Below are 24,495 nucleotides of genomic sequence, written 5' to 3'. Positions count from 1 at the left end.
TATAAAATATGACCTTTCCCTAAAGTTATTTTTATGTTTGTTAGAACCTTCCGGATTCGTTATCTTTAGTAAGTCAATGAAAAGTAACTTTGGGAGGAATCATTTTATGAAATTAAACAAAATCATGTATGGAACACTATTATCTACCACACTATTAAGTAGTCAATATGTGATGACTACGCCAACATATGCTGCTGAAAATACAGGTGTGGTCTGGGAAGATAAAAACAAAAATGGGAAGATGGATGAAGGGGAATCCGGAATTGGCAATATTAAAATGGATTTATTTACGATTAATGGATCTTTAATGAAAAGCTCTACAACGGATTCACAAGGGAAGTATTCTTTTGGTGATGTGGCCGATGGGAAGTACTATGCGAAAGTAAACGTTCCACAAAATTATCGCTTTTTTGGAACCAGTCCTTATTTTGGTAGTGATGGATTAACGAAATACATAACTGTAACTCAAAATAATTTAAAAAATTTAAATGCAGGGTTGGTGAAAAGTGAAACACCACCTCAAGTAGAGCATGGTTTATTAGGAGAATACTATACAGGGGTATTTTTTAATAATAAAGTAATGGAACGTGTAGACAAAAATATTACTATTAGCGATTTACCCGACGCATTAGGAAAAGTCCCAGAAAATTTTTCAATTCGCTGGACTGGAAAAATTAAAGCGCCTCAAACAGGGGAATATAAAATTATTACCAATTCTGATGATGGTGTACGTGTCTATATTAATGATGAAGCTGTAATTGATGATTACAATGTAATGTCAAAAACAAAACATACTAGCCGATCTATTTCTTTAAATAAAGATGAATTATATAATATTAAAATAGAGTACTTCAATGGACCTGGTGCAAGTATAATGGAATTATTATGGTCTATTAATAATGGACCTGAACAACAAATTTCAAGTGATAGTTTATACTCTAAGTAATTTGAAAACACGAAGGTTCCTATAAACCGGCATCCTTGAGTGAATCGGTAATAATATGAAAACTAAACATGGAAAATGATTTATATATACATGATATAAGGATCTGATGCAAAAAATATAATATTTGTGCAATGAAACTTTAAACCTTGGACATACTGATAGTATTACTCTACAAAAGGTGTGTGATCAGTATGAAAAGGGACACTTTGTTTAAATGGAAGCATTATCAACTGGATATCATTGTATTAACTGTACGTTGGTACCTACGGCACAATCTAAGTTTTCGAGACCTGGTGGAAATGAAGAACGAGGATTATCCCTAGCTCATACAACGATTATGCGCTGGGTCCATCAATACGGACCGGAACTGGATAAACGTATCCGACGTCATCTTAAACAAATGATTCATATCGAGCAGATGAATCATATATAAAAGTAAAAGGGCAATGAAGGTATTTATACCGTGCGGTTGATTCTGAGGGAAATACGATTGATTTTTATTTAAGTCGTAAACGAGATGCGAAGGCTGCCAAGCGTTTTCTAAAGAAAGCCTTGGCTTCTTTGTCATGCCACAAAGCCTCGTTCGATAACTGCTGATGGAGATAAGGCCTATCCTGTTGCGATACGTGAACTAAAGGAAGAGAAATGTATACCACTTCGTGTGAAAAAATATTTAAACCATATCATTGAGCAAGATCATCGATTTATCAAAAAACGGATTCGGAATATGTTTGGATTGAAATCCTTGCAAACAGCTACAAAAATGATTGCTGGAATAGAAGCTATGCATATGATCAAAAAAGGACAAACCCCCCAAGGGGGGAGGTCTGTCCAAAAGCAAATGTATTTTATCAATTAAATCTTTGGTTTAACAGCATAAAGTTCCATTCCGCTAGGAATCTTTTTCTTTTTTTCATATCTCACTGTATTTGCACCAGAATCATTTTCATGTACTAACCAAGAATGAGAATTTTGAATATGCCGTTTATAATCTTCAACTGTAATTTCTCGTTTACCTTGTTCCAAAAGATACGTTCCAAACACTTCAAGTTCTATGTCACTTTTTTTCAAACTTAACCTCTTTTTTTATTATATTCAGTCTTATTTTAACAAAAAGTGTCACAGAATAATAGTTCTGTGACACTTTTTGTTAGTGCATCTTTTCAAGAGGATATGGCATGGCAATATCTAAAATTAAGTTGTTACTTTGAATGATTAAATCATTTAGACGTTTGAGCTAAAAGTGAAACCACTTTAATAGTCATGATAATTTTCTGAATATTTAAAAATGTCCGTTTTACTCGGAGATGCTGGTTCTACCCCTCATACGTATCAATAGCGGAATGAATCATTCGTTTTAAACTACCTTTAGAAGGTGGTTCTACTTTCCATTTGCGATAAGCTTGATCAGATAAATCTTCCATATCATGTGTAAGTTGTACTTGTTCTTTTAGCCATTGTATCAATTGGAGATTATCTTTTGAAGTGATCTCTCTGAAACCAAAGAGATCACGAATGATTTTTCGATGATCTGTATAACTTCTTTCTTTTCCGCCCCATCTATAATGTTCAAAAAAATCTTCAGGTAACGCATCTATTTGATGTGCTAAATGTTGAACAATATCTTTTGAGATATCTTGTTTTTCGCTTGGAAAACGAGCTTCCTTTTGAAAATATTTTAGTAAGACAGCAAATCCCAGCCGATTGGCGTTTGTTTTTTTACTCAATACTAAATGACGTTCATTTGGTAACAGCATATAGTTCTCTAATAATTCTTCTTCAGTCCAACTTTTTTTCAATATTTCCCCTCATCTCATTACGTTTATTTAATAAATAGTATAATTGAGAGAGAGCATAGCCTTCAAGAACACCCTGTTTTACTATTACTGGAAAAAATCCTGCGGACTAGAGCAGCTACCCTGTCACTACAGCCTGATAGTACTGTGGCGACACCTCAATATTACCTTTGTAAAAGCCCATTATGAGGGAGGCAATATACAGTTTCCCCTTTATACTTAAGTAAGTAGGTTACTAGTATCCTACTTTATCCATACATAGAAACGGAGGAGTTTATATTGCGAAAACGTTATAAAAAGTTAGCTACTATTATACCGCTTACAAGTATGTTAAGTATGTCAGCGATTGCGGTTACACCGGCCACATCTTTTGCAGCGGAAACACAAAAAGCTGATGTTTCATCATCACAGGAGGGATTGATTCAAGGTTACCAAATGGAAAATGGTAAGATGACTCCTGTGTATAAAAACAAACTTACTAAATTTGATACGGATGGTGATGTGGACCCAGGTCTTCCATTACTCCCAGAAAATCCATATAATCCAATTCCAGATCATGGAACGGCATATGTTGAATCGACAGATATAGGAGATACTGTTTATTTTGAGCCATTTGCTAATACAATTGATGGTGGGGTATTAGGTGGTAAAAATATTAGGTTTCCTTCCGTTATTCCTTCAAAAAAATATCCAACGATAGGATATTTTGTTCAAAAACAAGCGAACGGACAAATTAGAGATGGATATTATAATCCAGAGGATTTATCTCTGATTACAGATTCAAATCATTTATCAGATTACGGATATACACAAGCCCAAATCGATCTGGTTCAAAAGGACCTGAATCAAACATATAGTGTGATATGGGACGGCACAAGTAAACTAAAACGAGAAACAAACTATAAACTGCTTCCAGATGCTTCGGGTCTGCAGAATGATGCAGCTGCATTCGGTTATAATCAAACGTTAACTTCGGGTGTATCAACAACGAATATGTTTGGATTCGCAACAACAGCTGGATGGAAGATGGGGATAAAAGTGTCGGTTGTTCCTCTTGTTGCAGATGTTACTTCAGAGATTAGCGCCAGTTTAACAGCTAGTTTTCAGCATACTGTAAATGTTACAAAACAAACGAGTTCGCAAGTTAAATTTGATATATCAAGAGTAGATAACCCTGACTATAAGTATAATGATTATGCGGCGGCTGTATACAAAATACAGTCAGATTATACACTGTTACCTGGTAAAGGATTATCATCTATTGTGGGGTCGCAAGAACTACAATACGATAATGCTCCACGTATAGCTGGATTAGCAAATACAAATTACGCATATGAAGGCTCAAAATATTACTTCACAGTAACACCTGGATCACACAAGAAAAGTGTGTAATTAAAAAGCGCAGATTACGCAACCTGAGTTCTATATTTATATGGACTCAGGTTGTTTAATTTCTTTTGAAATCTTTGATGATTATAAAAAGGGTTTCTTTGCCCATCGCCTCGAGATGGGGGAATAGCAAGAAATTTAGTGATAAAACCCTTATAAATAAAGGATTTTAATTTCTTTTTATAATAAACATTTCAAAAACATATACAGTTTAATTGACATGCTTCAAATGTGGTTCTGGTGCAAATAAAGGATACATTCCCAAAAAATAATGAGGATTCCTACTGGAATCATTCTTTACGCTGTGAATCCAAATAATTGATGAATAAATTCTTTTTGATTGCGAACAGACTGATTCTGTAAATCCACCTGTTCTTTTTTTATCATGTGCATGGCTTCTACTCCCGCAAGCATACATGTAGCTGTGCCAAAAGATTTAAAACCTAACATAGAGCGTACACGTTTTTTAATGAAGCGATGGTCTTGCTCCACTACGTTATTTAGATATTTTATCTGCCGAATTTGAGTGCCTAACGGCACTTTTTTCTCGTTCTTTAATTTGGTGATAGCAACTGGATAAGCAGGATTTTTATCAATTGTAATTGTACGAGGTTTTGAGGCATGAAAAGATTGCAAAGCTTTCTTAAAGAATCGCTTTGCAGCCTTATGATTTCTAGTTTTACTAAGATTGAAGTCAATCGTATTTCCTTCAGAATCAACCGCACGGTATAAATACATCCATTGCCCTTTTACTTTTATATACGTTTCATCCACTCGCCATGAATCATTTGTTTGTTTCAAATGACATCGGATACGTTTATCCAGTTCCGGTCCGTATTGATGGACCCAGCGCATAATCGTTGTATGAGCTAAAGATAATCCTCTTTCTTCCATCATTTCCACCAAATCTCGAAAACTTAGATTGTACCGTAGGTACCAACGTACAGTTAATAAAATTATATCTGGTTGGTAATGCTTCCATTTAAACAAATTGTCCTTTTTCATACTGATCACATCCCTTTTGTAGAGTAATCGTATCAGTATGTCCCAAATTAGAAGATTACTTGCAATTAACCTAACTTTTTTGCACCAGAACCCAAAATTGTATACATCTCAAATTGAAAAGGGAATACCGTATCGTTCTCTTCGTAAAACAATTGCGATTAACTTATTAGATTTTTATCTGTTTCCAGATTATGAAGATCTGCATACAGTTGGTCAATTTTGGAGTCAACAACAAAAACAAGTATTACTTAATGATTTGGAGATTCACTTCATTGAGATTCCAAAGTTACTGCAGCAATGGAGGGAAGAAAAAATTAATCCGTGGGAAAATGAATTCGCTCGATGGCTGTTATTGCTACCAGCACATGAGGATGAGCATTTGACTCACACATTGGAGGATATTGCGATGAAACAAGATCCGATGTTACAAAAGGCCATGAACAAGTGGGAAGACATGAGTCAAAACAGTTCTTTCCGATTAGCTTATGAAGCCAGGGAAAAGGTATTATTTGATGAACAAGCGAAATTAGCACATGCTCGTGAGGAAGGAAAAGAGGAAGGAAAGATGCAGTTAATTCGTGGAATGCATAAAAATGGTGTATCCATAAAAGATATTGCAAAACTTACTGGATTACAAGAAACCGAAATACAACGATTCTTGGGGACGTAATTTTTTTATATAGCAATTTATTTTACCCTTACAAATATTGTTAAAGCTCTCTTTCTATAAGAGGGCTTTAATTTTATATAAGAAAACAAAGATTCATCAATTATACTCCTCATTTTTCTTCTGTGGCTCCAAAAGGAAAGAATCGTTGCCGTAACCTTATAGAGTTAAAGTATGTAAGTTTTACGTATTAAATGGAAATAACATTAGATATCGTAAAAAAATTAAAAGGAGAGAATACTCTTGAAGGATAATATTGCAAAACGTTGTATTTTATCTATTCAATATAATAAACTTGACGATTCTTTTTTTGCGTTTTCCATTACTGATGTTAAAAGTGATATATATAAAGACTGGAAAACAGAAATTACTTTGTCTGGAAATATTATCACTGAAAGATTAGTAGATGATTTTGAAAATCCCTTCTGGAATCCTGCAGAAGGGACCGTTTTTATTGGATTGAAAAAGCAGATGCTAAGTGTCAAGCTAATGCAAAGATATGACCAACATACTGAAGATGAATGCTTCTTAATCCCCGTTCAAGATTTTTCATATATTACTTCAATACTAAAAATACAATGGGGTATGTATTTAGTTAGAGTCTGTTTTTATAACAATCAAGGGGTTGTCATACATGCCAGAGAAATTAACACCAGCATTAGCAAAGATAACATCCAAGCGAGAGACATGTTGCATAAATTCTTCTTTGAAATTAATCCTGCTTTGAGTAAATGGAAAACCCTTTTAGGAGAAGGAGCGTATTGTAATGAAGGACAAATTTATATTGTATAGAGACCCAAAAGAACGTGGTTTTTTTGAAGAGAAAGAAGAATTCATGTATCCGCATTTGTTTATTGATGCCTGTGATATTAAAGATAATTTGCACATGAATTGTAACGCAGTATATGTATTGTTTGAATCAAAAGCTCATTACCCTAATACACCACTTTATATAGGTAAATCATCAAAAGTTCGTGATAGGATGCTTTATCATTTAAAAGGATATGAACCTACAACACGTTTTTATGCAAGAAGAGGACTAATAAATTTTGTACTAATTTATTTTGAGATAGGATCTTATACGTATGAATATACTAACTTAATTGAAAAACAATTGATAAGGGATTACAAGCCTTTGTTAAATACACAGTACATTAAATCCTTCCAGGAAAAAAGAATGAGAATGGAATAAGGGGATTTTTGCCCAACCCCTCCAAAAGGTATATTAGCTCGGTAGATTCCCTAAAATCTGAAATTTAGGGAATCCTTTAGGAATCCCCATTTTCCTAGTCTAGAACGTTCCCTATTTATTCTCCCTAAATGCAAGGTTATAATCAAGAGAAAATCTACAGGAAAGAGGAATTTAAATGGGGAATGTTTATGGATATGCTCGCGTGTCAGCTGCACATCAAGATTTAGAAATACAAATCGAAGAATTACAACGATATGGTGTCGATAAGCTATTTTGTGAAAAGATATCAGGTAAGAATGTGAATGACCGTACAGAATTTAAGCAGTTACTAGAAGTAGTGCAACCCGGTGATACTGTGGTTGGTTACAAATTAGATCGAATGGGACGATCCATATCTGATGTGTTGAAGACCTACGAATCATTTACTAAGAGGGGGATTCATCTCGTTTGCATATCTGACGGGATTGACACACGCCGGAACAACGATATTATGACCAAAGCAATGATTACGCTGTTGGGGCTGTTCGCGGAAATGGAACGTAATTTCATTCGTGAGCGGACGATGGCCGGTAAACTCAGAGCGAGGGAACATGGAGTAAAGTTTGGACGTAAAGGAAAAAACAAGGATTTAGTAGATCATGCCATTGATCTTTGGAAAACGAGAAAGTACACGATTAAGCAAATCGAGAAAAAGACGACTGTAACAAAATCAACATTATATCGTGAGATTGAAAAACGTGGGCTAATGAAAGAATCTTAACTTCGCTGTATCTATTCTTACGAATATAATCACTAAAATGTCTCTGAATCGAGTAGGGCAGACTGATTCAGAGACATTTCCTTTTATGGAATAAATCCTTAATGTACCTTTTGGAGGGGATGGGCAAGAAACCCCATCTTGTTGTTCATTTCAGTTCCTCCCTCTTTATAAACAAAATTCAAAAGTGCCTAAAAATATACAGGAATGAGTGATTTCTTTTGATAGTACTATCATGATAGATTCTTTGGTTATGAACTTGATATTCACTTTGATAACTACCTTGGTAAAGAATATTCGATTCTGATTGTCTGATATGCACTTTCAAAATTTGTCTATTTAAATAAACTTTGCTACTGTCCACAAATCCATAAAATTTAATGATAAAATATAAAAGGAAAGTTTAATCAATTCAGAAAACTAGAGAGGGGAAAACAGCTATGTCACTTTTACAGCAACATTTTGAAGAAAGACGTGAATTTATTTTTACCCGTTTAAAACAACCACACTATGTGGATCAGAGCATTGAAAAAATTCGACAGGCTCAAAAAGAAATCAAAAATACAATCCGCGCAATTAAGGATATGTTTCTTCTGGATAGAACAACAGATCCTTGTTTACCGGATATAGCTCAAGTTTCTCTTCAACACATTATCAACTCCGATTCACTTGAGAATATAAAAACCCTCGTTCTTTCATCTGTTAGAAAATTAGATGATGAAACGCGAGCAAACATATTAGATGAGACACTCAGTGTTGTAAATAAAGTTACGAATTTAGAACGTACTGTCTTTGTTATGATGTTTAACTCAAAAGAACAACTCCTTATGGATTTTTACAAAAAAAAGCGTAGATCACAAACAGAGCTTCATTTTGATGTTGCGGATAAAGAGGGATTTGACCTGGAGTTTTATCAAACACGTATTGAGGAATTGCGGAATGATATTCGTGTGGTAGCATTTAAAAAATTCTGTTCTAATGAACCAACGCCAGATGATTTAGAATCCTTTAAAGAACGTTATGAAACGGCCATATTGCCAAAAGTACAAGAGATTGTTTCTCTCATTGAACCAAGTCTCATAGGGTTAGATGTATTTTTGAACCCAGTGATTGGATACGGTACGAATCAAATTACATTAGATGACATGATAGAAAAATTAAGTAAAAATCTTACGTTACTTCATAAATTATCAAAAACCGAGTATTGTCCAACCGTTGAAATGACTGCAAAAGAATATGCTTTTTTAGAAGCCATGAATGATTCTAAAAAAGTAAAGGAGTTGCAACGATCCAAATGATTACTATTCAAGATGAAGTATATCAGCAAGTAATAGAAGCTAAAAAAGAAGTTACAATTATCTTATTGAAGGGTTTTAGAGTAACTGGACAAATTATTGCGGTGAATAGGTTTACAATTTTAATTAATGTTGATGGTAAACAACAATTGATATATAAACAGGCTATATCGACCGTAGCTGTATAAAAAATACATAGTTATTGCAGGGATTAGATTATATATTATGAAAAAAAGAACCCTTCATAAGGATTCTCATTGAGAAATTAACAATGAAATTGAATTTTCTGTCTTATTAATTTAAAATAGAGTATGAGCTGTATGAGTTTTCTGTCATCGAAACCCTTGTACGAAAGAGAGATAGGATTATTCCTATCTCTCTTTCGTATTATTATTGAAATCTCATTCCAGAGTGTTATAACATAAAAAAGGGAATTGAGTGGTGAAAGACTCCATTCCCCTGAATTGCTCATTTGTCAACAAAATACCTGGTAAAGGAATCCTGCGTTTATTGTAGGATTCTTTTACTTTGTCTTCAGCAGAAAATGCAATACGGTATAGGCCATCTTTCTTGCTGAACATCCTCTTTTAAGTGCTAATTGTAGGAATAACTTTTGTTGGAATTTCGATAGTTCGATTTCTACAAAATGTTGAAATGCATGATATTCACGAACTGGAGTATCTTCCATTTAATAAAAGATACATGATAGCTAAGTTCTATATGTACTATTTTGGCAATGTCGATCCAGATTGTGTAATCTGAGGCTGTACATGAATACGAATTTGACAGGTAGAGAAATATTGTTTGCCATTCTCCCAATCATTCTCTATTTCTTTCCATTTTTTGAAGTCTTGTCGTTGGTACTTGTCTTCAATTCCGATGACATCTAATTTATATTGTGTTTGTAGACGTTTGGTTGTCGTTTGTAGTTGTTTTTTCATTTCGTTTGCTAATACCTGCTGGAGCTGTTTCATGGAATATTGGTGAGCTAGAGAGGAATGCATCTCCGCAATTTTTCCATCTAATTTCACATATATATCGACCTTAGGGTGCGTGGGGTTTGTCACATCGAGTTCCATGCGTTGGTGTACACGATGAAACTCATAGGTAATACGTTGTTTGTTCATCGGAACAGTAACAATCCCTCTTACTTTTGAGCTAGTCATATACTGTAAGGCGGCAGTATCTTGTGCGTTTAACATTGCAACCAAGCGATTATCGGTACCTTTAAATAAGGCAGAGCCACTTAATTCTACGCCTTGTTTTGTACGAAATACAACGGGAAGGACAAAACTTTTCTTTGCGATGATTTTACTGTGAATATCGCCAATTCGCTTTTTCTCTATCATTTGTGCATTTTTTTGTGTATGTTCCGATAGCATCCAAATATATTTTGCAGGTAAATATTCAGGACCTGCGTTTTGAGCTAAAATATGTGCTGCACGACCCTTAGCCACAAATAGCCGAATATTTCTTCTCATCGCTTCATCACGTGTATATACATCCAAAATATTTTGTAACATATAGGGTGTTCGTAATACTTCTTCAGAAAAAATAATGACTTGTATGTGTGGGAAAAATAAAGGACGACTAATTTTCTTTGCAATCATGCGGAAATGTGCAAAAATACTTTCTCCTGTAGAACTTAGATTAATATAATTTTTTTGTGTAGCTGTGCCACGTTCGGAAGCACTGAATGTATTGGGTAATACCATTTGATAGGTGCCTTTAATGGCCGCATGTGAGGATTGATCATAGGCAGCACCAACAACAAATCCTAATTCTTCGATTTCTCTTCGTTCCGCACACGCACATAATAGACAAAGAAGGGAACCTGCAAAAATGAGTTTCAGAATCGCTTTCATATACACTCCTTCTGTTAAGAATTGGTATGTATACTAGCGTGTGTTGTTTGAAATATAAATATGTAAGAAAATAAAAATATGACGCACATAGAATTGGTTCAGACAATAAAAATGGAGTGATTGTATTTGTCACCTATCCTATGGGGCCAATGTAAAGGGATTCAAGTAAAAAATTATTGGTATATTATTGTACACCCACACTCATATGATGTTTAGCATTGTACTACATATAAGAATGAGATACAGAAACAATCCCATGAGAAGTATATATTTCATATAAGTTGTATCATAAAAATCGCTCAACAAAATGACACCTACAATTGTAATCAACATAATAGACAATAATACGACTGGATGCAAATAGAGCGGGTTTTTGGTTACATAGATGACGTAACAAGAAAAAGAGATCATGAATAGTAAGAAAGCAACGAAATTAGATTTATACATACAGAATTCCTTTCTCAAAAAATGTATACAAATATTGACGAATTGTAGCGAATCCGTATGGATTTCGTACGAAGGATGCCGAATCAAACGTTTGTTTAAAATATAAAGGTCGGGATAGAAGTCCTCTATAGTTGATACATCAACAATTTACCATCAAAGAAATCCCCTTGATAGTCAGTTTGTATTCGCCATATATTGCAATTGAACCATAGGATAGTAACAAATATGAAAAAAGATTGAGCGCATTCGCTCAATCTTCCAAATGACAGCTTACCACAGCTTATAGAATATAATAGCAAACATGTATCTGTTTGTCTTAATACTTCTATTTTTTCGTATATTCAAATACACTCAATGTATTTTTACGTATCTTACCTTTTTCAATATCTGATTTTTTTAAGTCATATTGATATAAAGCGGATTCACAATCCCCATACATTGGATTTGGGAACATAATAAACTTTTCTCCAAATACTTCGTGCATCTCTTCTACCGCTTGATTTCTATCTTGTACAGATTTTTCATCAAATCCAGTAAAATCAGATAAATTATCTCCAAAGAATAAAACAATATCATGTTCTGACGCAACTTTTTTTCTTCGCTCTTCCTTCCCTTTTTCTTCTTTGCCTTGCAATAAGACATGCTCTTTATCAGCTTGCGGGATATTCAGTTTCTGTAAGTTTTGTAAAGTAGCATCTAATTGACTCTGTTTGCGATTTGAAATGTAGTAGATCGCCACACCTTTTTCATTTGCATATTGTAAAAAGGAAACGGCGCCAGGAAGAGCTTCTGCTTTCGCTTGTTGAATCCATTCTTCCCATTTATAGGGATATTCTTTTCTTGTTTTCACGGTCATAGCTTGATACGGACTATTATCCACAACTGTTTCATCTAAATCTAAAACGATGGCAGCCTTTTTCTCGGTACCTTTGGCAAGTGCTGTGTCTAATTTCATTTTCCCTATATTATATCCTTGATGATAGAGCGCTTTGACTTCTCCGGCCGTTTGATACCAAGCATCGGCCATCACTTGTTGTTCGGTTAGTGAAGATGGTTGTTTCGGCTGTGTTTGTAGTGACTGACACCCTATAAGAGAAAGAGAAAAAAGTGTTAGAGCTATACTTGTTTTGAAAATGGGTTTCATTGTGTATAACACTCCTATATGTATGTTTTGTATGGTATGCGCTTACTTTACGGGAATTATATTAAAAATACAATGCTCTTTTATTAGAAAAACACCTTCGGTCATTTTAAGGGGCCTTATAGGATTATGTATTTGTTTTAATTCATTTATATATTTTTCTACTCCGCGTAAATTTAAAGCGTTTATTAGTCAATCTGAAGAGTTTGTTTCAAGTGAGTTCGTATACAGTTGGTACACAAAACCATTCGTTTCATATAGATTGGTTGTATCAACATGATCAAAGCTAAAATATATCATGATAATCAGATCATCGATCTGTTGTTGTTCATTTTCAACTGCATTCCTCCCCATTCCAATCCCCTTTAACGTTAACCTTGCTACGTAAAAAAACTTTGATATAACTTCGGTTAACTTAGTTAACATGGGTTAACCCATTTGAATCAAATAAAAGACTAGTTTAGGTAGAAACCAAAACAGGACAAATTCCATGAAAAAATGCAAACTGTATATACATTTGGATTTTTCTTCAAATAAAAATAATATTCATATCATAATATGCAAACGTCTTACATATTATTGTGTAATTATTACAATTGGTATAGAATACAAAAAAAGTATCACTCTTTTTCATTCATTTTTCAGCTTGCACATGAGGAAGTTATTGCGTAATCATCTTCTCGCAGAATATAGCAAGGGAGAGTGTTGGTATGTTTAACCACTCGCTATTTAGGGATTCTAAACCATTACTACAAGAAATCGATCGAAAAATGAGTATAATGGAGTCTATACTGCTACTTCATTCCACTTCTGGCTATGTGGATACAAAAGAAGTATATAAGGTTCACCAAATCCTTTTAGAAATGTCGAACTTGTTGCTGATTTTGGAACAAGAGCCTACGATGGCATCACTTGCAAAAGAGTTAAATCTACAACTACAAACCATCCAAGAACAGTACAATAAAATCATTGGTATAAGCTAAAAACAGCACTTTTTAAAGAAGAAATGAAAATATCCTCATTCTGATACGAATGACATGTAACTATAAAAAACAAAAAGACTTGGATACAAATCCAAGTCTTTTTGTCAGCAAGTACATACTCGTCTAGAACAGGTAACACACTACTTGAAATCTTTGTTCGTATAGCAAACAATAAAGATTCCAGCAATGGGATGTTTCTTTTTACTTCTTATATATCTTTACCCTGTTCCTTTCATTGAAGAATCATCTATATCTCTGCGAGAAGAACCAGGTCTAAAATATCATATATGAAATAAATCTTTTTTAATCATTTTTCACCTGCAATGTCATAAACACTATACTCTCTTTCGTTCATTTGTACAGATATAACCGAGGCGAAAATCATAAAATCTATGTAAGGATTCTGTTGCTCCAGCAAACTCCAGTATGAATGGAATTTCTTTTTTGGATTGATAATAAATTTGTTTTGCTTGCGGTATTTTCCCGTCTGTTTGTATTCGTTTTAAGCCTACACCCAATTCACGATGTAACACACGAGCTATGTTGTTCAATACATCCACAGATCCATGTATGCGTAAGCGCGCACGTTTATATATTTTTCCTTTACCTTGGCCATGTACAGTTCCTAAATCATGTAATAGGCCTCACGATACATGCCCATCAACTTAAGCATTTTTACTACCCCCAAGTACAAAAAAACGTTATTCTTTCTTAATAGACTATAAGGAAGGGTGACGTTTTTTTATGAATCTCTCGATTCAAGAGGAGTTGCAGCCATTTGCAGAAGAATTACAGCGCTATATCACACCTGATTTTTTGGAAGAACTCGCAAGAGAGATGAAATTTGTAAAGAGAAAACGCATATTTTCAGGATTAGATTTAGCTACCATTTGTGTTTGGATTAGCCAAAGAGTGGCCAGTGAACCTTTAGTCCGATTATATAGTAGGCTTCACGCAGTTACAGGTACTGTACTTAGCCCCGAGGGCTTAAATAAACGCTTTAATGAAAAATCAGTGTTATTTTTAAAGCATATTTTCTCTTTGTTGTTACAACAAAAAATCTGTGAGCAAACTCATATTTCTAATCATCTTTATAATTATTTGTAACTACTCAGCTTCTTCAAATAAAAAAACAGGCCAAATACATGTTTCCGATTCGAAAACATGAAAAGAAAATACTCCAATCAGAGAAAGAATCTATGCCAAATAGAGAAATTCTCTTATGAAGTCGTGTTATTCCAAGGAACCGTTCTAGTTTCTATGACTTGGTTTATCGCTTGTAAGACCGATTGTTTTTGTTTTTTCATGGTACTCATAAAGCTTCGTATCTGACAAAAAGATTCTGCGCCTTTCTTACTTCGGAAAGTCCCAGACACTTTCTGTTTTACTTTCGTCATCCGAATATCCCGTTCTGCTTGATTGTTATCAAATGGAATGGCTGGATGTTCTAAAAACGCTAGAATTCTGTCAGAATACTTGACGAAGCGATTCCATAAATTTTGAGAAGGCGTCTGCTTTCCTTTCTTCTTTTGTTTCGTGGAAAGAATCTGTTGTTCTTTCAATATGGATTGATACATAATAAACAGATTCTTTTGCGTCGCTTTTGGCATGGTACCTTCGGATTGCTTTTTCATCGTCAACGCTTGCGTTAGAAATTTCTGCATCTGTTGTGCCCATTGTTCTCCAGTACTATCTATAATTCCTTGTAAATCTCGTAAGAGATGGGCATTACATAAAACGTGACGACAATCTGTATACGCATCATACGATTTCCAACCATCATGCATCGCAATTCCAGAAAAAGATGGCAAGATTTCTCCAGCATCCATTGCTTCTTTTCCACGTTTTTGATGAATATGTTGCAATGTCACCTCCGGTGTACTGGCAGTATGTAACCATTGTGTTTTGTTTTCTACACGCATACCAGTTTCATCAAAATGGACAACAGGAGACTGCAGAATCTTTTCCTTTACTTCTTTTATGAATGGCTGCAATTGAGAAGCGAAAGCCTGTGTATGATTTACCAGGGTTCCTTCGCTTATAGAATGTCCAAAACAATCCTGAAAGAATTCTTTTGTTCGCTTCAAAGAAATGCATTGATAATGCGTTAAATAGGGAATCAGTCTTTTTATATTTGGACCATATTGAACAGGACGAGATACTGTCGAAGGAAATTGGGCTTCTTGGATAGAATGGCAATGTGGGCATTCTTTCTGTTCTACTTTATGTTCTGTCACTTCGATCTGAATAGGTGGTAAGTCATACACTTGGCGAATGCGATACCCTTTTACAGGCTCGTGGTTCAAGGAAGTATGACAACAAGTACAATATGTAGGAGAATGTGTAATCGTATGATCTGGAGTCGCTGTCAAACCAAGAGTATGTCCCTTGTGGCCCAACTGGCCACCCGTTTGACGATGAGACGGTTTGCGCAAACTTTTTGTAACGGGCTTACCCAAACCATCTGTAGAAGGTGGCTTATGACTATTTTTGGAGTTTTTTTTTGAAGCATTTTCTAGTTCTTGTATACGTTTTTCTAACTTAGAAAATGTTTCTTCAAATAAAGAAATAACAGCTTCAGGTCCTTTTTTATATGTATCTAAAATAATTTTTCGATCGACCATAAGATTCACCTCCCCTGTTTGATATACTCAGTATTTACAAATGGGAGGCATATGAAACTAGTAAAATTTAAAAAAGACACCGAAAGGTGGCTGAGTAGTTACAAGAATTTATTCATCAATTATTTGGATTAACAGCGTAAAGAATGATTCCAGTAGGAATTGTCATTATTTCTTGGGAATGTATCCTTTATTTGCACCAGAACCAAACCATTCGTTCCATATAGATTGGTTGTATCAACATGATCAAAACTAAAATATATCATGATAATCAGATCATCGATCTGCTGTTGTTCATTTTCAACTGCATTCCTCCCCATTCAAATCCCCTTTAAAGTTAACCTTGCTACGTAAAAAACTTTGATATAACTTCAGTTAACCGAAGTTATATCAAATAAAAGAATATTTCAGGTAAAAACCAAAACAGAACAAATTCAATGAAGAAATTCAAGCTGTATATACATTTGGCTTTTTTTCAAATGAAAATAATTTTTATATCATAATATACAAATGTCTTGCATATTATTGTGTACGTACGGTAATTGGTATAGAATACAAAAAAAGCATCACTCTTTTTCATTCATTTTTCAGCTTGCGCATGAGGAAGTTATTGGGTAATCATCTTCTTCTCGCAGAATACAGTAAGGGAGAGTGTTTGTATGTTTAACCAATCGCTATTTGGGGATTCTAAACCATTACTACAAGAAATCGATCTAAAAATGAGTATAATGGAGTCTATACTTCTACTTCATTCTACTTCTGACTATGCGGATACAAAAGAAGTATATAAGGTTCATCAAATCCTTTTAGAAATGTTGAACTTGTTGCTGATTTTGGAACAAGAGCCTACGATGGCATCACTTGCAAAAGAGTTAAGTCTACAACTACAAACCATCCAAGAACAGTACAATAAAATCATTGGTACAAGTTAAAAACAGCACTTTTTGAAGAAGAAATGAAAATATCCTCATTCTGATACGAATGACACGTAACTATAAAAAAAGACTTGGATACAAATCCAAGTCTTTTTGTCAGCAAGTACATATTCGTCTAGAAGGCTTAGTGACAGGGTAGCTGCTGTAGTCCGCAAGGTGGTTTCCAGTTATAGTAAAAAATATGGGTTTATCATTAACATAATTGTTTGCTTTTTTACAAAAAGGTTCATAACTCTTAAAGTTTTGAACCTAAATTTTATATGCAGGAATTACAGGGTTTCGCTCGATGTCATAACTTATGTTTATAAACAGCAAAAAATTGAATGACTTTTGATAAAATACCGTATGCTTCAAAATATGCAATCTTATTTTACTTTTAATGGAAATCATTCTGCGGAGTAGAACAGATAGCCCATATGGTGAATTTCATTTAGATATGGATAAAAGAATGGCTATTTAAAAGGATAACCAGCATCATTAATCAAAGAGTTATATTCATAAAATTCAAAAATATATTTCGCTCGAAGATGCTGCTTCTACCGCTCATAGATTTTAGACAGATACAAAGATTTAGCGTAAACGCAAAATCTCTTTTTGTAATATATTTCCGATTTCTTTTAGCATGAGTGCTGGGGGACTATTTTCTACAACATGTTCACTTAAATAAGTATCGAAATATAGTATGTACCCGTTTTCTTTTTGAAATACTATTTTCCCGATTTCTCCAAAGGTTTCATGGTCAAATATATAGTGAAAACTGGATTCTTCTAATTTTCTACGCACCGTTACTCCTTCAGGTAAACGTAATTTTTCACCATAAATGGCATTTGGATTTTCTATAGTGAATTTTTTTCCCAATATTTCTGAAATACGATGGTTGATTCCTACCAGGATCTCTTCCATAAGAAGAACATCCATCCCTTGCGAATGTGATTGGCAAAATAAAATAACTTCTTTTAAATTTTCATGTGCAGTTATAAGTTCTTCTTTTGTAATCATGTCAATTTCTTCTTCATAGTCTATCATCATTATGAAAAGCATTTGAACATCTTCATCAATACCGACTACAAGCGTATCTAGAACGTTTTGTGAGATAGATTTCATTGTCGTAACCACCTTTGTTTATAAATATAATTATAAAGATAATTTAATTCGAATCTTCAGCTTGTTCTTCACCGTGACCAAATAAATTTAAATATTCATCAAAAAAGTCGTAGATTACAAAAACTTGATAACCTTATAATTTCATCTGTATAAGTCGTCTTCATTCGTATCCATTCGCTCCATTCTATATTGTTAATGTGCGCTCAATGCATTGTTTATTTGATGTAAAAGCTCCAAACGCCCATTTCGTAAACGCATATATTCATTCTCCTTATTCAAGTGATAGCCACTTCTTTTGTCTAACTCATAATAGGGGACGATAACGTTTTACGCAAGACTGCATTCAAAAATCCCATTAATTGCTGTCTTCATTTCCTTGGGTTCCAAATAATTGCTTAAAAGCAAAATCAATACGTAAATTGATGCAATTATTCATTCCGAGGCCTCTCTTCTTAGCATTTCATACCTCTATCATATCAAATTTATTTCAAAAGAACGAACTGATGAAACACAACTCATCTATTCATAATGAAGGGAGACAAATAGTAGAATAATACACTAAAAATGATTATATCAGCTGTGTACGAACGATTCATACATCCAAAATCGACTATTATTTTAAATATGCAAAATTTGGTCGTTATCTAGCGAATCTCTCCAGACTTTGTACAAATCATGACGAATCAAACATTTGTTTAAAAAGAGGAGTTTCTATCAATGCCATTTATATATGTCATAGCAAGCTCATTCTGTCATACAAATATCCTTGACAATCATCGCGTCTTCGTCAAATTTTGCAAAAGATGATTGGGAATACTAGGTATGAGCTAAAGTTCCAATTACAATCCTTATATAATACGAAGAAACTCGATTGTCTTTTTTCCATATAAATCTCGATTGCTACTTTAACAAAAGGGTCGAGATGGAAAATGATTATATTTGGTTCTGGTGCAAAATTTAAAAAAATAAAGAACGGATTATAAAGTGGCGTTTGAGTTTAAGCAACCGCTACTAATTTTTGTAGTGCATCGTACGCCGAAAAAACGGAGTCTAATTCAAGACTTCGTCTCTGTTTATATATAGCCTGAATCGTTTCAATCCCCTTTATAGTACGAGAAGCATGACGGATACTTTGGAATCCAGAAGATTTGGCAAAGCGTCGTTTTACATGTCGATGATCTTGTTCAATAAGATTATTATGATATTTGATGGTACAGTGTTTGGTATGTGTATAATAATCGTCTTTCTTCAATTTTTTGAATGCACAAAGTAAAGCCGGAGCCTTGTCTGTCGTAAGAACCGATGGTTCTCCAAAAGCTTTGACGAGTCGCTGCATAAACATATAAGCCGCTTGATGATCACGAGTTCTACGAAGTTGAATATCCAAAGTATGCCCATCTCCATCAATTGCACGATACAGATAGCGCCACTCCCCTTTAACTTTGATGTAAGTCTCATCTAAATGCCAAACAAGGTGTGTCGTTTTGTTTTTCTTTTTCCAGATTTGATAAATCAAATTGCCATATTCATGAACCCAACGCATGATCGTCGTAGGGTGAACGGATATGCCACGTTCTTTCAAGATTTCAGGAACATCACGATAGCTTAAAGAAAAACGACAATAATAGCCGACGGCTATCAAGATAATGTCTCTCTCGAATTGTTTTCCTTTAAAATATCCCATATGTTATGCTCCTCATCTCATTTTTTCTACAGTCTAGCTCAGCTCCAAAAACTGTGCAACAGAATCGTCTCAATTCACTTAATACTTTTTCGTCCAATTCATTTCTGCATTGACAGCAAGTATATAACATTTACGTTAATGTAAATACACTACAGAAAGCCAAAGTCCAGTAATTAAACTTAATCACTGGACTTTGGCTTTCTCAATTCTTTTCAGTACTAGCCCCTTCTCCGCCAAAAAACAACTCACTTTTATTGGTTCTGGTGCAAATAAAGGATACATTTCAAAGAGCAATGGGGATTCCTATCGGAATCGTTCTTTACGCTGTTAATCCAAATAATTGATGAATGAATTGTTTTTGATTTTGAACAGACTGATCCCGTAAATCAATCTGTTCTTTTTTTATCATATGCATGGCTTCTACTCCCGCAAGAATACATGTAGCTATACGAAAAGTTAAGTCCTAACATGGATCGTATACGTTTTTATGAAACGATGGTCCTGCTCTACGATGTTATTTAGATATTCTATCTGCCTGATTTAAATGCCTAACGGCAGATGTTTCTCTTTCTTCAACGTTGTGACAGCAATTGGATAAGCAGGGTTTTTATCAACTGTGATTGCACGAGGTTTTGAAGCATGAAAAGACTGCAAAGCTTTTTTGAAGAATTGGATTTCGCCTTTTCCGTATACAATGAACTACAAAAATTAATAGCTACTGCATAATTATTCCCTCTTATTTCTCCACCCGTTTATGCTTTTTTCACACTTTGCAACGGAACCGTATAATTTTTAAAATTTCTCAACGTATGAAAGCTAGTCACTACTAATCCATTATTGTATGGTGGTATATGTCACACACAATCATTTATTGGAGGGATTTTCAAAGATGAAATTGAGAAAAAAGAAACCCATCGTGATTTCTAGTATTCTCGCTTGTTGTAGTTTTATGATAGCAACGCCCCATTCTACTGCAGAGGCAAGACATCAAAAAGTAGGAACGGAACAAGTGCAAATGGAAGGACATGTGATACAAAACACAATGACAGTAAATCTGCCGTACACGTTAAGTAGTGAAGTAATCACAATTATTCAGGGTAATCCCCAATATATCCAGTTAAACCGAAAACAAATCCATTTCACACAACCGGGAACATATATCATTCAAACCAAGGGATGCCTAGGAACGGTCGATAGGTATGTATTTGAAATTACAAAATAAAAGAACGTGATCCATGTATCAAAAATTTTAAACATATTTATTTTCCTTTTACCTGGTATTTCAATGGATGATACGACAATCGGAAACCGAACGGGAACACATCAATACAAACCAATATATTGCCCTCGTCGATTCTTAGAATCGGATAAAAACATTCTAACTTCAAAAATAATGAAAGAATCTTAAAAAAACTGGGAGGTAATCACTTTATGATAAAGAGAGTGAAAAAAATAATTACAATGGCTTTATTATGTATGGTAGTAACTGGAACAATTTTTTCATTCTGTACGGGAGCATTGGCTGAAGAAATGAAGACGAAGTCGCCCTCCTATCAAACTATTACAGAAATAAAGGATTGGGGCGCAGTGATAACAAAGGTGATTGTCAATGTAGGTAAAATGGTTCCTGCTAAATCTGTTACAACAGATACGTTTAAAGTACATGTGACTAGAAGTGACAATCGCTTAGCAGATCCTCTGTTGGAGAAAGGGTACCGGAAAGTGACAAGCGCTTATGTCGCGGACAAGAAAGGGAATCCTGCTGATAAAAGAGGAAGCCATGTCGTGTTAGAAATGGAAATTGGTCCGTCTCTATCTTTAGGATCACCAATGCATTTTGATGAGCAATCATTTTCAAAGGACTGGATTCATAGTAAGTATAGAATTACGCAACAAAAAGATATTGTGACACCAGGTGGGAAAATATCAGGACTACTTATTGATACCTATGCAGGTGGATCCATAGATTTAGTAGATAAATTTTCAACAGGGAAAGCTACTTATGATGATGTTACGTTAACATATGCAGATTTTAAACCCGCTACAGATTATAAGAAAAATCCTTTAATTATTTGGTTACATGGTGGAGGGGAAGGGGGAACAGATCCCACAGTTCCACTTGCTGCAAATAAAGCGGCCAACTTTGCATCCAGTCATATACAATCTTATTTCGATGGTGCGTATGTTTTAGTCCCGCAAACCCCAACCTACTGGATGGATGGGGTTACAAGGGGCGGTGATGGGACTTCCAAATATGAAAAACCTCTTATGAATTTGATTCAAGATTATCTTGCTCTACATAAAGATATTGATCCTAACCGAATTTATATTGGTGGGAATTCTGCCGGCGGTTACATGACAATGAATATAATCCGAAAGTTCCCTAAATCTTTTGCAGCTGCCTTTCCAACATGTGAAGCGTTAAGTGATCGACTGATTTCTAATGGAGATATCCAGCGCATGAAAGATATTCCGATTTGGTTTGTTGCCGCTAAAACAGATACAGCTATACCGGTTCAGGATTTTGTCATTCCGACATATAATCGTCTGATAAATGCTGGCGCAAAAAATGTGCACTTGTCCTTATTTGACAACGTTGTTGACACGTCAGGTTTGTACAAAAAAGAAGATGGCACACCATACGAATATGATGGACATTGGTCATGGATTTACGTATATAACAATGAAGTATTTGATGGTAAAATGACTCTAATGGAATGGTTAAATAATCAATCATTAAATCATAAATAAAGAAGGAATATCCCCGAAAAATACTGAAGTAGAAATCATCTATCAAAAAAGAATCGTATACGTTATCCAGACCTAAATCACGAAAGATTATATTACATCGTAGGTATCAACCATATAGTTAACAACGTGATAGCTGGTCGATAATGTTTCTACTTAAACGTCTTTTTTTCTCTATACGAATCACACATCTTTTATAGGGGGCCCAGTTAGATATTTTAACACACTGCATGAATAGCTTAGTGATGGACCATTATTAAAGTAAGATCATACAAGTGTTGTAACCGCCTGTTAAAACATCCATTTTGACTTATCTAGCATGTTTAAAATTCGGAAATTTCCGTCATAAACATTAGTTTTTTGAACCAGAACAGTAATTAATGATAGCAAGCTTAAATAGACTAATAATGTTTTTATATAAAGGAGGAATAGACAATTGAAAACAGTTAAAATGATTTGTTTAGTTGTATGGAGTATATTACCATTCATTGCGTTATTTACTTTTTCATTGCCGTCTTATGCTCAATCTGTACCAACATGTGATGGTAAAACCGCTACGATTATTGGAACAGCAGGTGATGATGTAATTCAAGGAACAAGTGGAACTGATGTGATTGTAGGATTAGATGGGAACGATCGTATCTCTGGGTTAGAAGGAGATGATATTATCTGTGGTGGAAACGGAAATGATACAATTTATGGGGAATTTGAAAATGCTACTGGTATCTTTCTAGGTGGAAACGATCGTATTTTTGGTGAAAGTGGGAATGACATATTGATGGGGGATTTTTATAATTTTAATACGCTTCTTGCTGTAGGCGCTGCGGCTGGTAATGATTATATAGATGGCGGTTCCGGTGATGATATTATTAGTGGGGGTGTGATGAATTTTAATGTTACTACAGCTGTTACGGACCTAGGATCTAGTAATGATATTCTAAATGGCGGGGAAGGAAATGATACCATGTATGGCTGGACGAAGACATTTACTACTACTCTTATAGGTACCGTATTAGTGAATGATGGTCAAAATACGTTAGATGGGGGTCCTGGTGAAGACATTATGTATGGTGATTTTGAAACTTTGAATGGAAATCTAACTACTATTAATGCTTTGCGTGATACAATTAATGGTGGAAGTGGAGATGATAGGATTTATGGTGATGTTAAGAATGGTAATGTAAATATAACACCTACGCTAAATGGAAATAATGATACGGTTGATGGTGGGAATGGTTTTGATCAAGGGGATGCTGGACCTGGTACAGATACTTGTACGAATACCGAAGGAATTTTGAATTGTGAATAGTAAGATAGAATTCGTTTTGGGCTATGACAACATCGTCATCCTCCCTTGTACGTCGAAAAAGAGAAGTCTGGAATATGACTTCTCTTTTGTTTATAAATAGCATGAATCATTTGGTTCTGGTGCAAAAAAATTAGGTTAATTGCAAGTAATCTCAAAACCTTGGACATACTGATAGTATTACTCTATAAAGGTGTGTGATCAGTATGAGGGGTAGAACCAGCATCGCCTAACAGGCCTCACGATACATGCCCATCAACTTAAGGCTTTTTACTACCCCCCAAGTACAAAAAAACGTTATTCTTTCTTACATAATATAAATGAGAAAGGGTGACGTTTTTTATGAATTTCTCGATTCAAGAGGAGTTACAACCATTTGCGGAAGAATTACAGCGCTATACCACACCTGAATTTTTGGAAGAACTCACAAGAGAGATGAAGTTTATAGAGCGAAAGCGCAAGTTTTCAGGATCAGATTTAGCTACCATTTGTATTTGGATCAGCCAAAAAGTGGCCAGTGATCCTTTAGTCAGATTATGTAGCAGGCTTCACGCAGTTACAGGTACTGTACTTAGCCCTGAGTGTTTTGTGCAAGCGGAAAATACAGAGAGTTG

22 protein-coding genes and 8 pseudogenes are annotated in these 24,495 nt (G+C 34.7%); 16 read left to right on the top strand and 14 right to left on the bottom strand.

The features are described 5' to 3' along the window. Nucleotides 1-106: 106 nt before the first annotated feature. Nucleotides 107-946, top strand: coding sequence for a PA14 domain-containing protein (locus MHH55_RS32900; RefSeq protein WP_176116703.1), 840 nt, complete (start codon nucleotides 107-109; stop codon nucleotides 944-946). 191 nt (nucleotides 947-1,137) lie between these two features. Then, a pseudogene (locus MHH55_RS32895) lies at nucleotides 1,138-1,805 on the top strand (IS6 family transposase). On the opposite strand, the gene MHH55_RS32890 reads toward MHH55_RS32895, so the two are convergent. Beyond that, a complete protein-coding gene (locus MHH55_RS32890; RefSeq protein WP_139362556.1) occupies nucleotides 1,802-2,017 on the bottom strand; it encodes a hypothetical protein in 216 nt (71 codons plus the stop codon). The pseudogene MHH55_RS32895 and the gene MHH55_RS32890 overlap by 4 nt on opposite strands. Nucleotides 2,018-2,268: 251 nt before the next feature. Next, a pseudogene (locus MHH55_RS32885) lies at nucleotides 2,269-2,745 on the bottom strand (DUF4158 domain-containing protein); the annotation flags it as partial. A gap of 276 nt (nucleotides 2,746-3,021) precedes the next feature. On the opposite strand from MHH55_RS32885, the gene MHH55_RS32880 reads away from it, so the two are divergent. After that, entirely contained in the window at nucleotides 3,022-4,134 is a 1,113-nt protein-coding gene (locus tag MHH55_RS32880) for a hypothetical protein (protein WP_078187999.1), read from the top strand. Nucleotides 4,135-4,428: 294 nt separating this feature from the next. Here the strand turns inward: MHH55_RS32880 and MHH55_RS32875 are convergent, their stop codons facing one another. Continuing rightward, nucleotides 4,429-5,136 carry an IS6 family transposase gene (locus MHH55_RS32875; protein ID WP_233936647.1) on the bottom strand — a complete coding sequence of 236 codons (708 nt, stop codon included), beginning with the start codon at nucleotides 5,134-5,136 and terminating at the stop codon, nucleotides 4,429-4,431. A gap of 88 nt (nucleotides 5,137-5,224) precedes the next feature. Between MHH55_RS32875 and MHH55_RS32870 the strand changes: the two are divergent. The 6 genes and pseudogenes from MHH55_RS32870 to hfq form a co-directional block, all read left to right on the top strand. Beyond that, nucleotides 5,225-5,806 (top strand): annotated as a pseudogene (locus MHH55_RS32870) (Rpn family recombination-promoting nuclease/putative transposase); the annotation flags it as partial. A gap of 240 nt (nucleotides 5,807-6,046) precedes the next feature. Beyond that, nucleotides 6,047-6,595 carry a hypothetical protein gene (locus MHH55_RS32865; RefSeq protein WP_078187648.1) on the top strand — a complete coding sequence of 183 codons (549 nt, stop codon included), beginning with the start codon at nucleotides 6,047-6,049 and terminating at the stop codon, nucleotides 6,593-6,595. Next, nucleotides 6,570-6,995, top strand: coding sequence for a GIY-YIG nuclease family protein (locus MHH55_RS32860; RefSeq protein ID WP_078187649.1), 426 nt, complete (start codon nucleotides 6,570-6,572; stop codon nucleotides 6,993-6,995). Before MHH55_RS32865 ends, MHH55_RS32860 begins: the two co-directional genes overlap by 26 nt. A 175-nt stretch (nucleotides 6,996-7,170) precedes the next feature. Beyond that, nucleotides 7,171-7,755: a recombinase family protein gene (locus MHH55_RS32855; protein ID WP_078187650.1), complete on the top strand. Its 585-nt coding sequence runs from the start codon at nucleotides 7,171-7,173 to the stop codon at nucleotides 7,753-7,755. Nucleotides 7,756-8,192: 437 nt separating this feature from the next. Beyond that, nucleotides 8,193-9,050, top strand: a complete 858-nt coding sequence (locus tag MHH55_RS32850) for a hypothetical protein (RefSeq protein WP_078187651.1) — start codon at nucleotides 8,193-8,195, stop codon at nucleotides 9,048-9,050. Beyond that, a complete protein-coding gene (hfq, locus tag MHH55_RS32845; protein WP_078187652.1) occupies nucleotides 9,047-9,235 on the top strand; it encodes an RNA chaperone Hfq in 189 nt (62 codons plus the stop codon). The genes MHH55_RS32850 and hfq overlap by 4 nt, the downstream gene beginning before the upstream one ends. A gap of 537 nt (nucleotides 9,236-9,772) precedes the next feature. Here hfq and MHH55_RS32840 read toward each other — a convergent pair. The 3 genes from MHH55_RS32840 to MHH55_RS32830 form a co-directional block, all read right to left on the bottom strand. Then, a complete protein-coding gene (locus tag MHH55_RS32840) occupies nucleotides 9,773-10,912 on the bottom strand; it encodes a Ger(x)C family spore germination protein (RefSeq protein ID WP_078187653.1) in 1,140 nt (379 codons plus the stop codon). Nucleotides 10,913-11,684: 772 nt separating this feature from the next. Next, nucleotides 11,685-12,503: a 5'-nucleotidase, lipoprotein e(P4) family gene (locus MHH55_RS32835; protein WP_078187655.1), complete on the bottom strand. Its 819-nt coding sequence runs from the start codon at nucleotides 12,501-12,503 to the stop codon at nucleotides 11,685-11,687. Between the two features lie 189 nt (nucleotides 12,504-12,692). Beyond that, complete coding sequence (locus MHH55_RS32830) at nucleotides 12,693-12,854, bottom strand: hypothetical protein (RefSeq protein ID WP_340828929.1); 162 nt, start codon at nucleotides 12,852-12,854, stop codon at nucleotides 12,693-12,695. Between the two features lie 356 nt (nucleotides 12,855-13,210). On the opposite strand from MHH55_RS32830, the gene MHH55_RS32825 reads away from it, so the two are divergent. After that, entirely contained in the window at nucleotides 13,211-13,483 is a 273-nt protein-coding gene (locus MHH55_RS32825; protein WP_078187656.1) for a hypothetical protein, read from the top strand. A 335-nt stretch (nucleotides 13,484-13,818) separates the two neighbouring features. Here MHH55_RS32825 and MHH55_RS32820 read toward each other — a convergent pair whose 3' ends face one another. Next, nucleotides 13,819-14,034, bottom strand: a complete 216-nt coding sequence (locus tag MHH55_RS32820) for a hypothetical protein (RefSeq protein ID WP_176116673.1) — start codon at nucleotides 14,032-14,034, stop codon at nucleotides 13,819-13,821. 193 nt (nucleotides 14,035-14,227) lie between these two features. Here MHH55_RS32820 and MHH55_RS32815 point away from each other — a divergent pair. Then, nucleotides 14,228-14,584, top strand: a pseudogene (locus tag MHH55_RS32815) (IS4 family transposase); the annotation flags it as partial. Nucleotides 14,585-14,703: 119 nt separating this feature from the next. Here MHH55_RS32815 and tnpC read toward each other — a convergent pair. Together tnpC and MHH55_RS32805 are read right to left on the bottom strand one after the other, a co-directional pair. Next, a complete protein-coding gene (gene tnpC / locus MHH55_RS32810) occupies nucleotides 14,704-16,107 on the bottom strand; it encodes an IS66 family transposase (protein ID WP_100910632.1) in 1,404 nt (467 codons plus the stop codon). A 128-nt stretch (nucleotides 16,108-16,235) separates the two neighbouring features. Then, nucleotides 16,236-16,424: a hypothetical protein gene (locus MHH55_RS32805; protein ID WP_078188158.1), complete on the bottom strand. Its 189-nt coding sequence runs from the start codon at nucleotides 16,422-16,424 to the stop codon at nucleotides 16,236-16,238. Between the two features lie 339 nt (nucleotides 16,425-16,763). On the opposite strand from MHH55_RS32805, the gene MHH55_RS32800 reads away from it, so the two are divergent. Next, nucleotides 16,764-17,036 carry a hypothetical protein gene (locus MHH55_RS32800; protein ID WP_078188157.1) on the top strand — a complete coding sequence of 91 codons (273 nt, stop codon included), beginning with the start codon at nucleotides 16,764-16,766 and terminating at the stop codon, nucleotides 17,034-17,036. Between the two features lie 573 nt (nucleotides 17,037-17,609). On the opposite strand, the gene MHH55_RS32795 is transcribed toward MHH55_RS32800, so the two are convergent. From MHH55_RS32795 to MHH55_RS32785, 4 genes and pseudogenes are all read right to left on the bottom strand, one after another. Continuing rightward, complete coding sequence (locus MHH55_RS32795) at nucleotides 17,610-18,143, bottom strand: hypothetical protein (RefSeq protein ID WP_340882279.1); 534 nt, start codon at nucleotides 18,141-18,143, stop codon at nucleotides 17,610-17,612. Nucleotides 18,144-18,445: 302 nt separating this feature from the next. Next, nucleotides 18,446-18,579: pseudogene (locus MHH55_RS36615) on the bottom strand (PD-(D/E)XK nuclease family transposase); the annotation flags it as partial. Nucleotides 18,580-19,140: 561 nt separating this feature from the next. Further along, nucleotides 19,141-19,827, bottom strand: coding sequence for an IS6 family transposase (locus MHH55_RS32790; RefSeq protein ID WP_078187750.1), 687 nt, complete (start codon nucleotides 19,825-19,827; stop codon nucleotides 19,141-19,143). A gap of 319 nt (nucleotides 19,828-20,146) precedes the next feature. Further along, nucleotides 20,147-20,496: pseudogene (locus MHH55_RS32785) on the bottom strand (DDE-type integrase/transposase/recombinase); the annotation flags it as partial. Between the two features lie 220 nt (nucleotides 20,497-20,716). Between MHH55_RS32785 and MHH55_RS32780 the strand changes: the two are divergent. From MHH55_RS32780 to MHH55_RS32770, 3 genes are all read left to right on the top strand, one after another. After that, nucleotides 20,717-21,049: a hypothetical protein gene (locus MHH55_RS32780; RefSeq protein ID WP_078187749.1), complete on the top strand. Its 333-nt coding sequence runs from the start codon at nucleotides 20,717-20,719 to the stop codon at nucleotides 21,047-21,049. 209 nt (nucleotides 21,050-21,258) lie between these two features. Then, nucleotides 21,259-22,578 carry a prolyl oligopeptidase family serine peptidase gene (locus MHH55_RS32775; protein WP_078187747.1) on the top strand — a complete coding sequence of 440 codons (1,320 nt, stop codon included), beginning with the start codon at nucleotides 21,259-21,261 and terminating at the stop codon, nucleotides 22,576-22,578. Nucleotides 22,579-23,011: 433 nt separating this feature from the next. Then, on the top strand, nucleotides 23,012-23,884 hold the full coding sequence (locus MHH55_RS32770) for a calcium-binding protein (protein WP_078187746.1): 873 nt from the start codon (nucleotides 23,012-23,014) through the stop codon (nucleotides 23,882-23,884). Between the two features lie 35 nt (nucleotides 23,885-23,919). On the opposite strand, the pseudogene MHH55_RS36610 reads toward MHH55_RS32770, so the two are convergent. After that, nucleotides 23,920-23,997: pseudogene (locus MHH55_RS36610) on the bottom strand (IS6 family transposase); the annotation flags it as partial. A 226-nt stretch (nucleotides 23,998-24,223) separates the two neighbouring features. On the opposite strand from MHH55_RS36610, the pseudogene MHH55_RS32765 reads away from it, so the two are divergent. Continuing rightward, a pseudogene (locus MHH55_RS32765) lies at nucleotides 24,224-24,493 on the top strand (IS4 family transposase); the annotation flags it as partial. Nucleotides 24,494-24,495 lie beyond the last annotated feature (2 nt).

Origin of the sequence: Bacillus sp. FSL K6-2944 (assembly GCF_038005385.1) — a bacterium.
In the GTDB taxonomy this organism is placed as follows: domain Bacteria; phylum Bacillota; class Bacilli; order Bacillales; family Bacillaceae_G; genus Bacillus_A; species Bacillus_A cereus.
The sequence above is the reverse complement of the archived record's forward strand: the minus strand, read 5'-3'. Positions and strand labels throughout refer to the sequence as shown.

What these genes read in the sequence shown, in the direction of transcription:
- MHH55_RS32840 (WP_078187653.1), bottom strand. Translation starts at nt 10,912, where the DNA reads ATGAAAGCGATTCTGAAACTCATTTTTGCAGGTTCCCTTCTTTGTCTA.
- MHH55_RS32875 (WP_233936647.1), bottom strand. Translation starts at nt 5,136, where the DNA reads ATGAAAAAGGACAATTTGTTTAAATGGAAGCATTACCAACCAGATATA.
- MHH55_RS32860 (WP_078187649.1), top strand. Translation starts at nt 6,570, where the DNA reads ATGAAGGACAAATTTATATTGTATAGAGACCCAAAAGAACGTGGTTTT.
- MHH55_RS32805 (WP_078188158.1), bottom strand. Translation starts at nt 16,424, where the DNA reads ATGGGGAGGAATGCAGTTGAAAATGAACAACAGCAGATCGATGATCTG.
- MHH55_RS32800 (WP_078188157.1), top strand. Translation starts at nt 16,764, where the DNA reads ATGTTTAACCAATCGCTATTTGGGGATTCTAAACCATTACTACAAGAA.
- MHH55_RS32780 (WP_078187749.1), top strand. Translation starts at nt 20,717, where the DNA reads ATGAAATTGAGAAAAAAGAAACCCATCGTGATTTCTAGTATTCTCGCT.
- tnpC (WP_100910632.1), bottom strand. Translation starts at nt 16,107, where the DNA reads ATGGTCGATCGAAAAATTATTTTAGATACATATAAAAAAGGACCTGAA.
- MHH55_RS32775 (WP_078187747.1), top strand. Translation starts at nt 21,259, where the DNA reads ATGATAAAGAGAGTGAAAAAAATAATTACAATGGCTTTATTATGTATG.
- MHH55_RS32850 (WP_078187651.1), top strand. Translation starts at nt 8,193, where the DNA reads ATGTCACTTTTACAGCAACATTTTGAAGAAAGACGTGAATTTATTTTT.
- MHH55_RS32855 (WP_078187650.1), top strand. Translation starts at nt 7,171, where the DNA reads ATGGGGAATGTTTATGGATATGCTCGCGTGTCAGCTGCACATCAAGAT.
- MHH55_RS32835 (WP_078187655.1), bottom strand. Translation starts at nt 12,503, where the DNA reads ATGAAACCCATTTTCAAAACAAGTATAGCTCTAACACTTTTTTCTCTT.
- MHH55_RS32790 (WP_078187750.1), bottom strand. Translation starts at nt 19,827, where the DNA reads ATGGGATATTTTAAAGGAAAACAATTCGAGAGAGACATTATCTTGATA.
- MHH55_RS32900 (WP_176116703.1), top strand. Translation starts at nt 107, where the DNA reads ATGAAATTAAACAAAATCATGTATGGAACACTATTATCTACCACACTA.
- hfq (WP_078187652.1), top strand. Translation starts at nt 9,047, where the DNA reads ATGATTACTATTCAAGATGAAGTATATCAGCAAGTAATAGAAGCTAAA.
- MHH55_RS32795 (WP_340882279.1), bottom strand. Translation starts at nt 18,143, where the DNA reads ATGAAATCTATCTCACAAAACGTTCTAGATACGCTTGTAGTCGGTATT.
- MHH55_RS32830 (WP_340828929.1), bottom strand. Translation starts at nt 12,854, where the DNA reads ATGGGGAGGAATGCAGTTGAAAATGAACAACAACAGATCGATGATCTG.
- MHH55_RS32825 (WP_078187656.1), top strand. Translation starts at nt 13,211, where the DNA reads ATGTTTAACCACTCGCTATTTAGGGATTCTAAACCATTACTACAAGAA.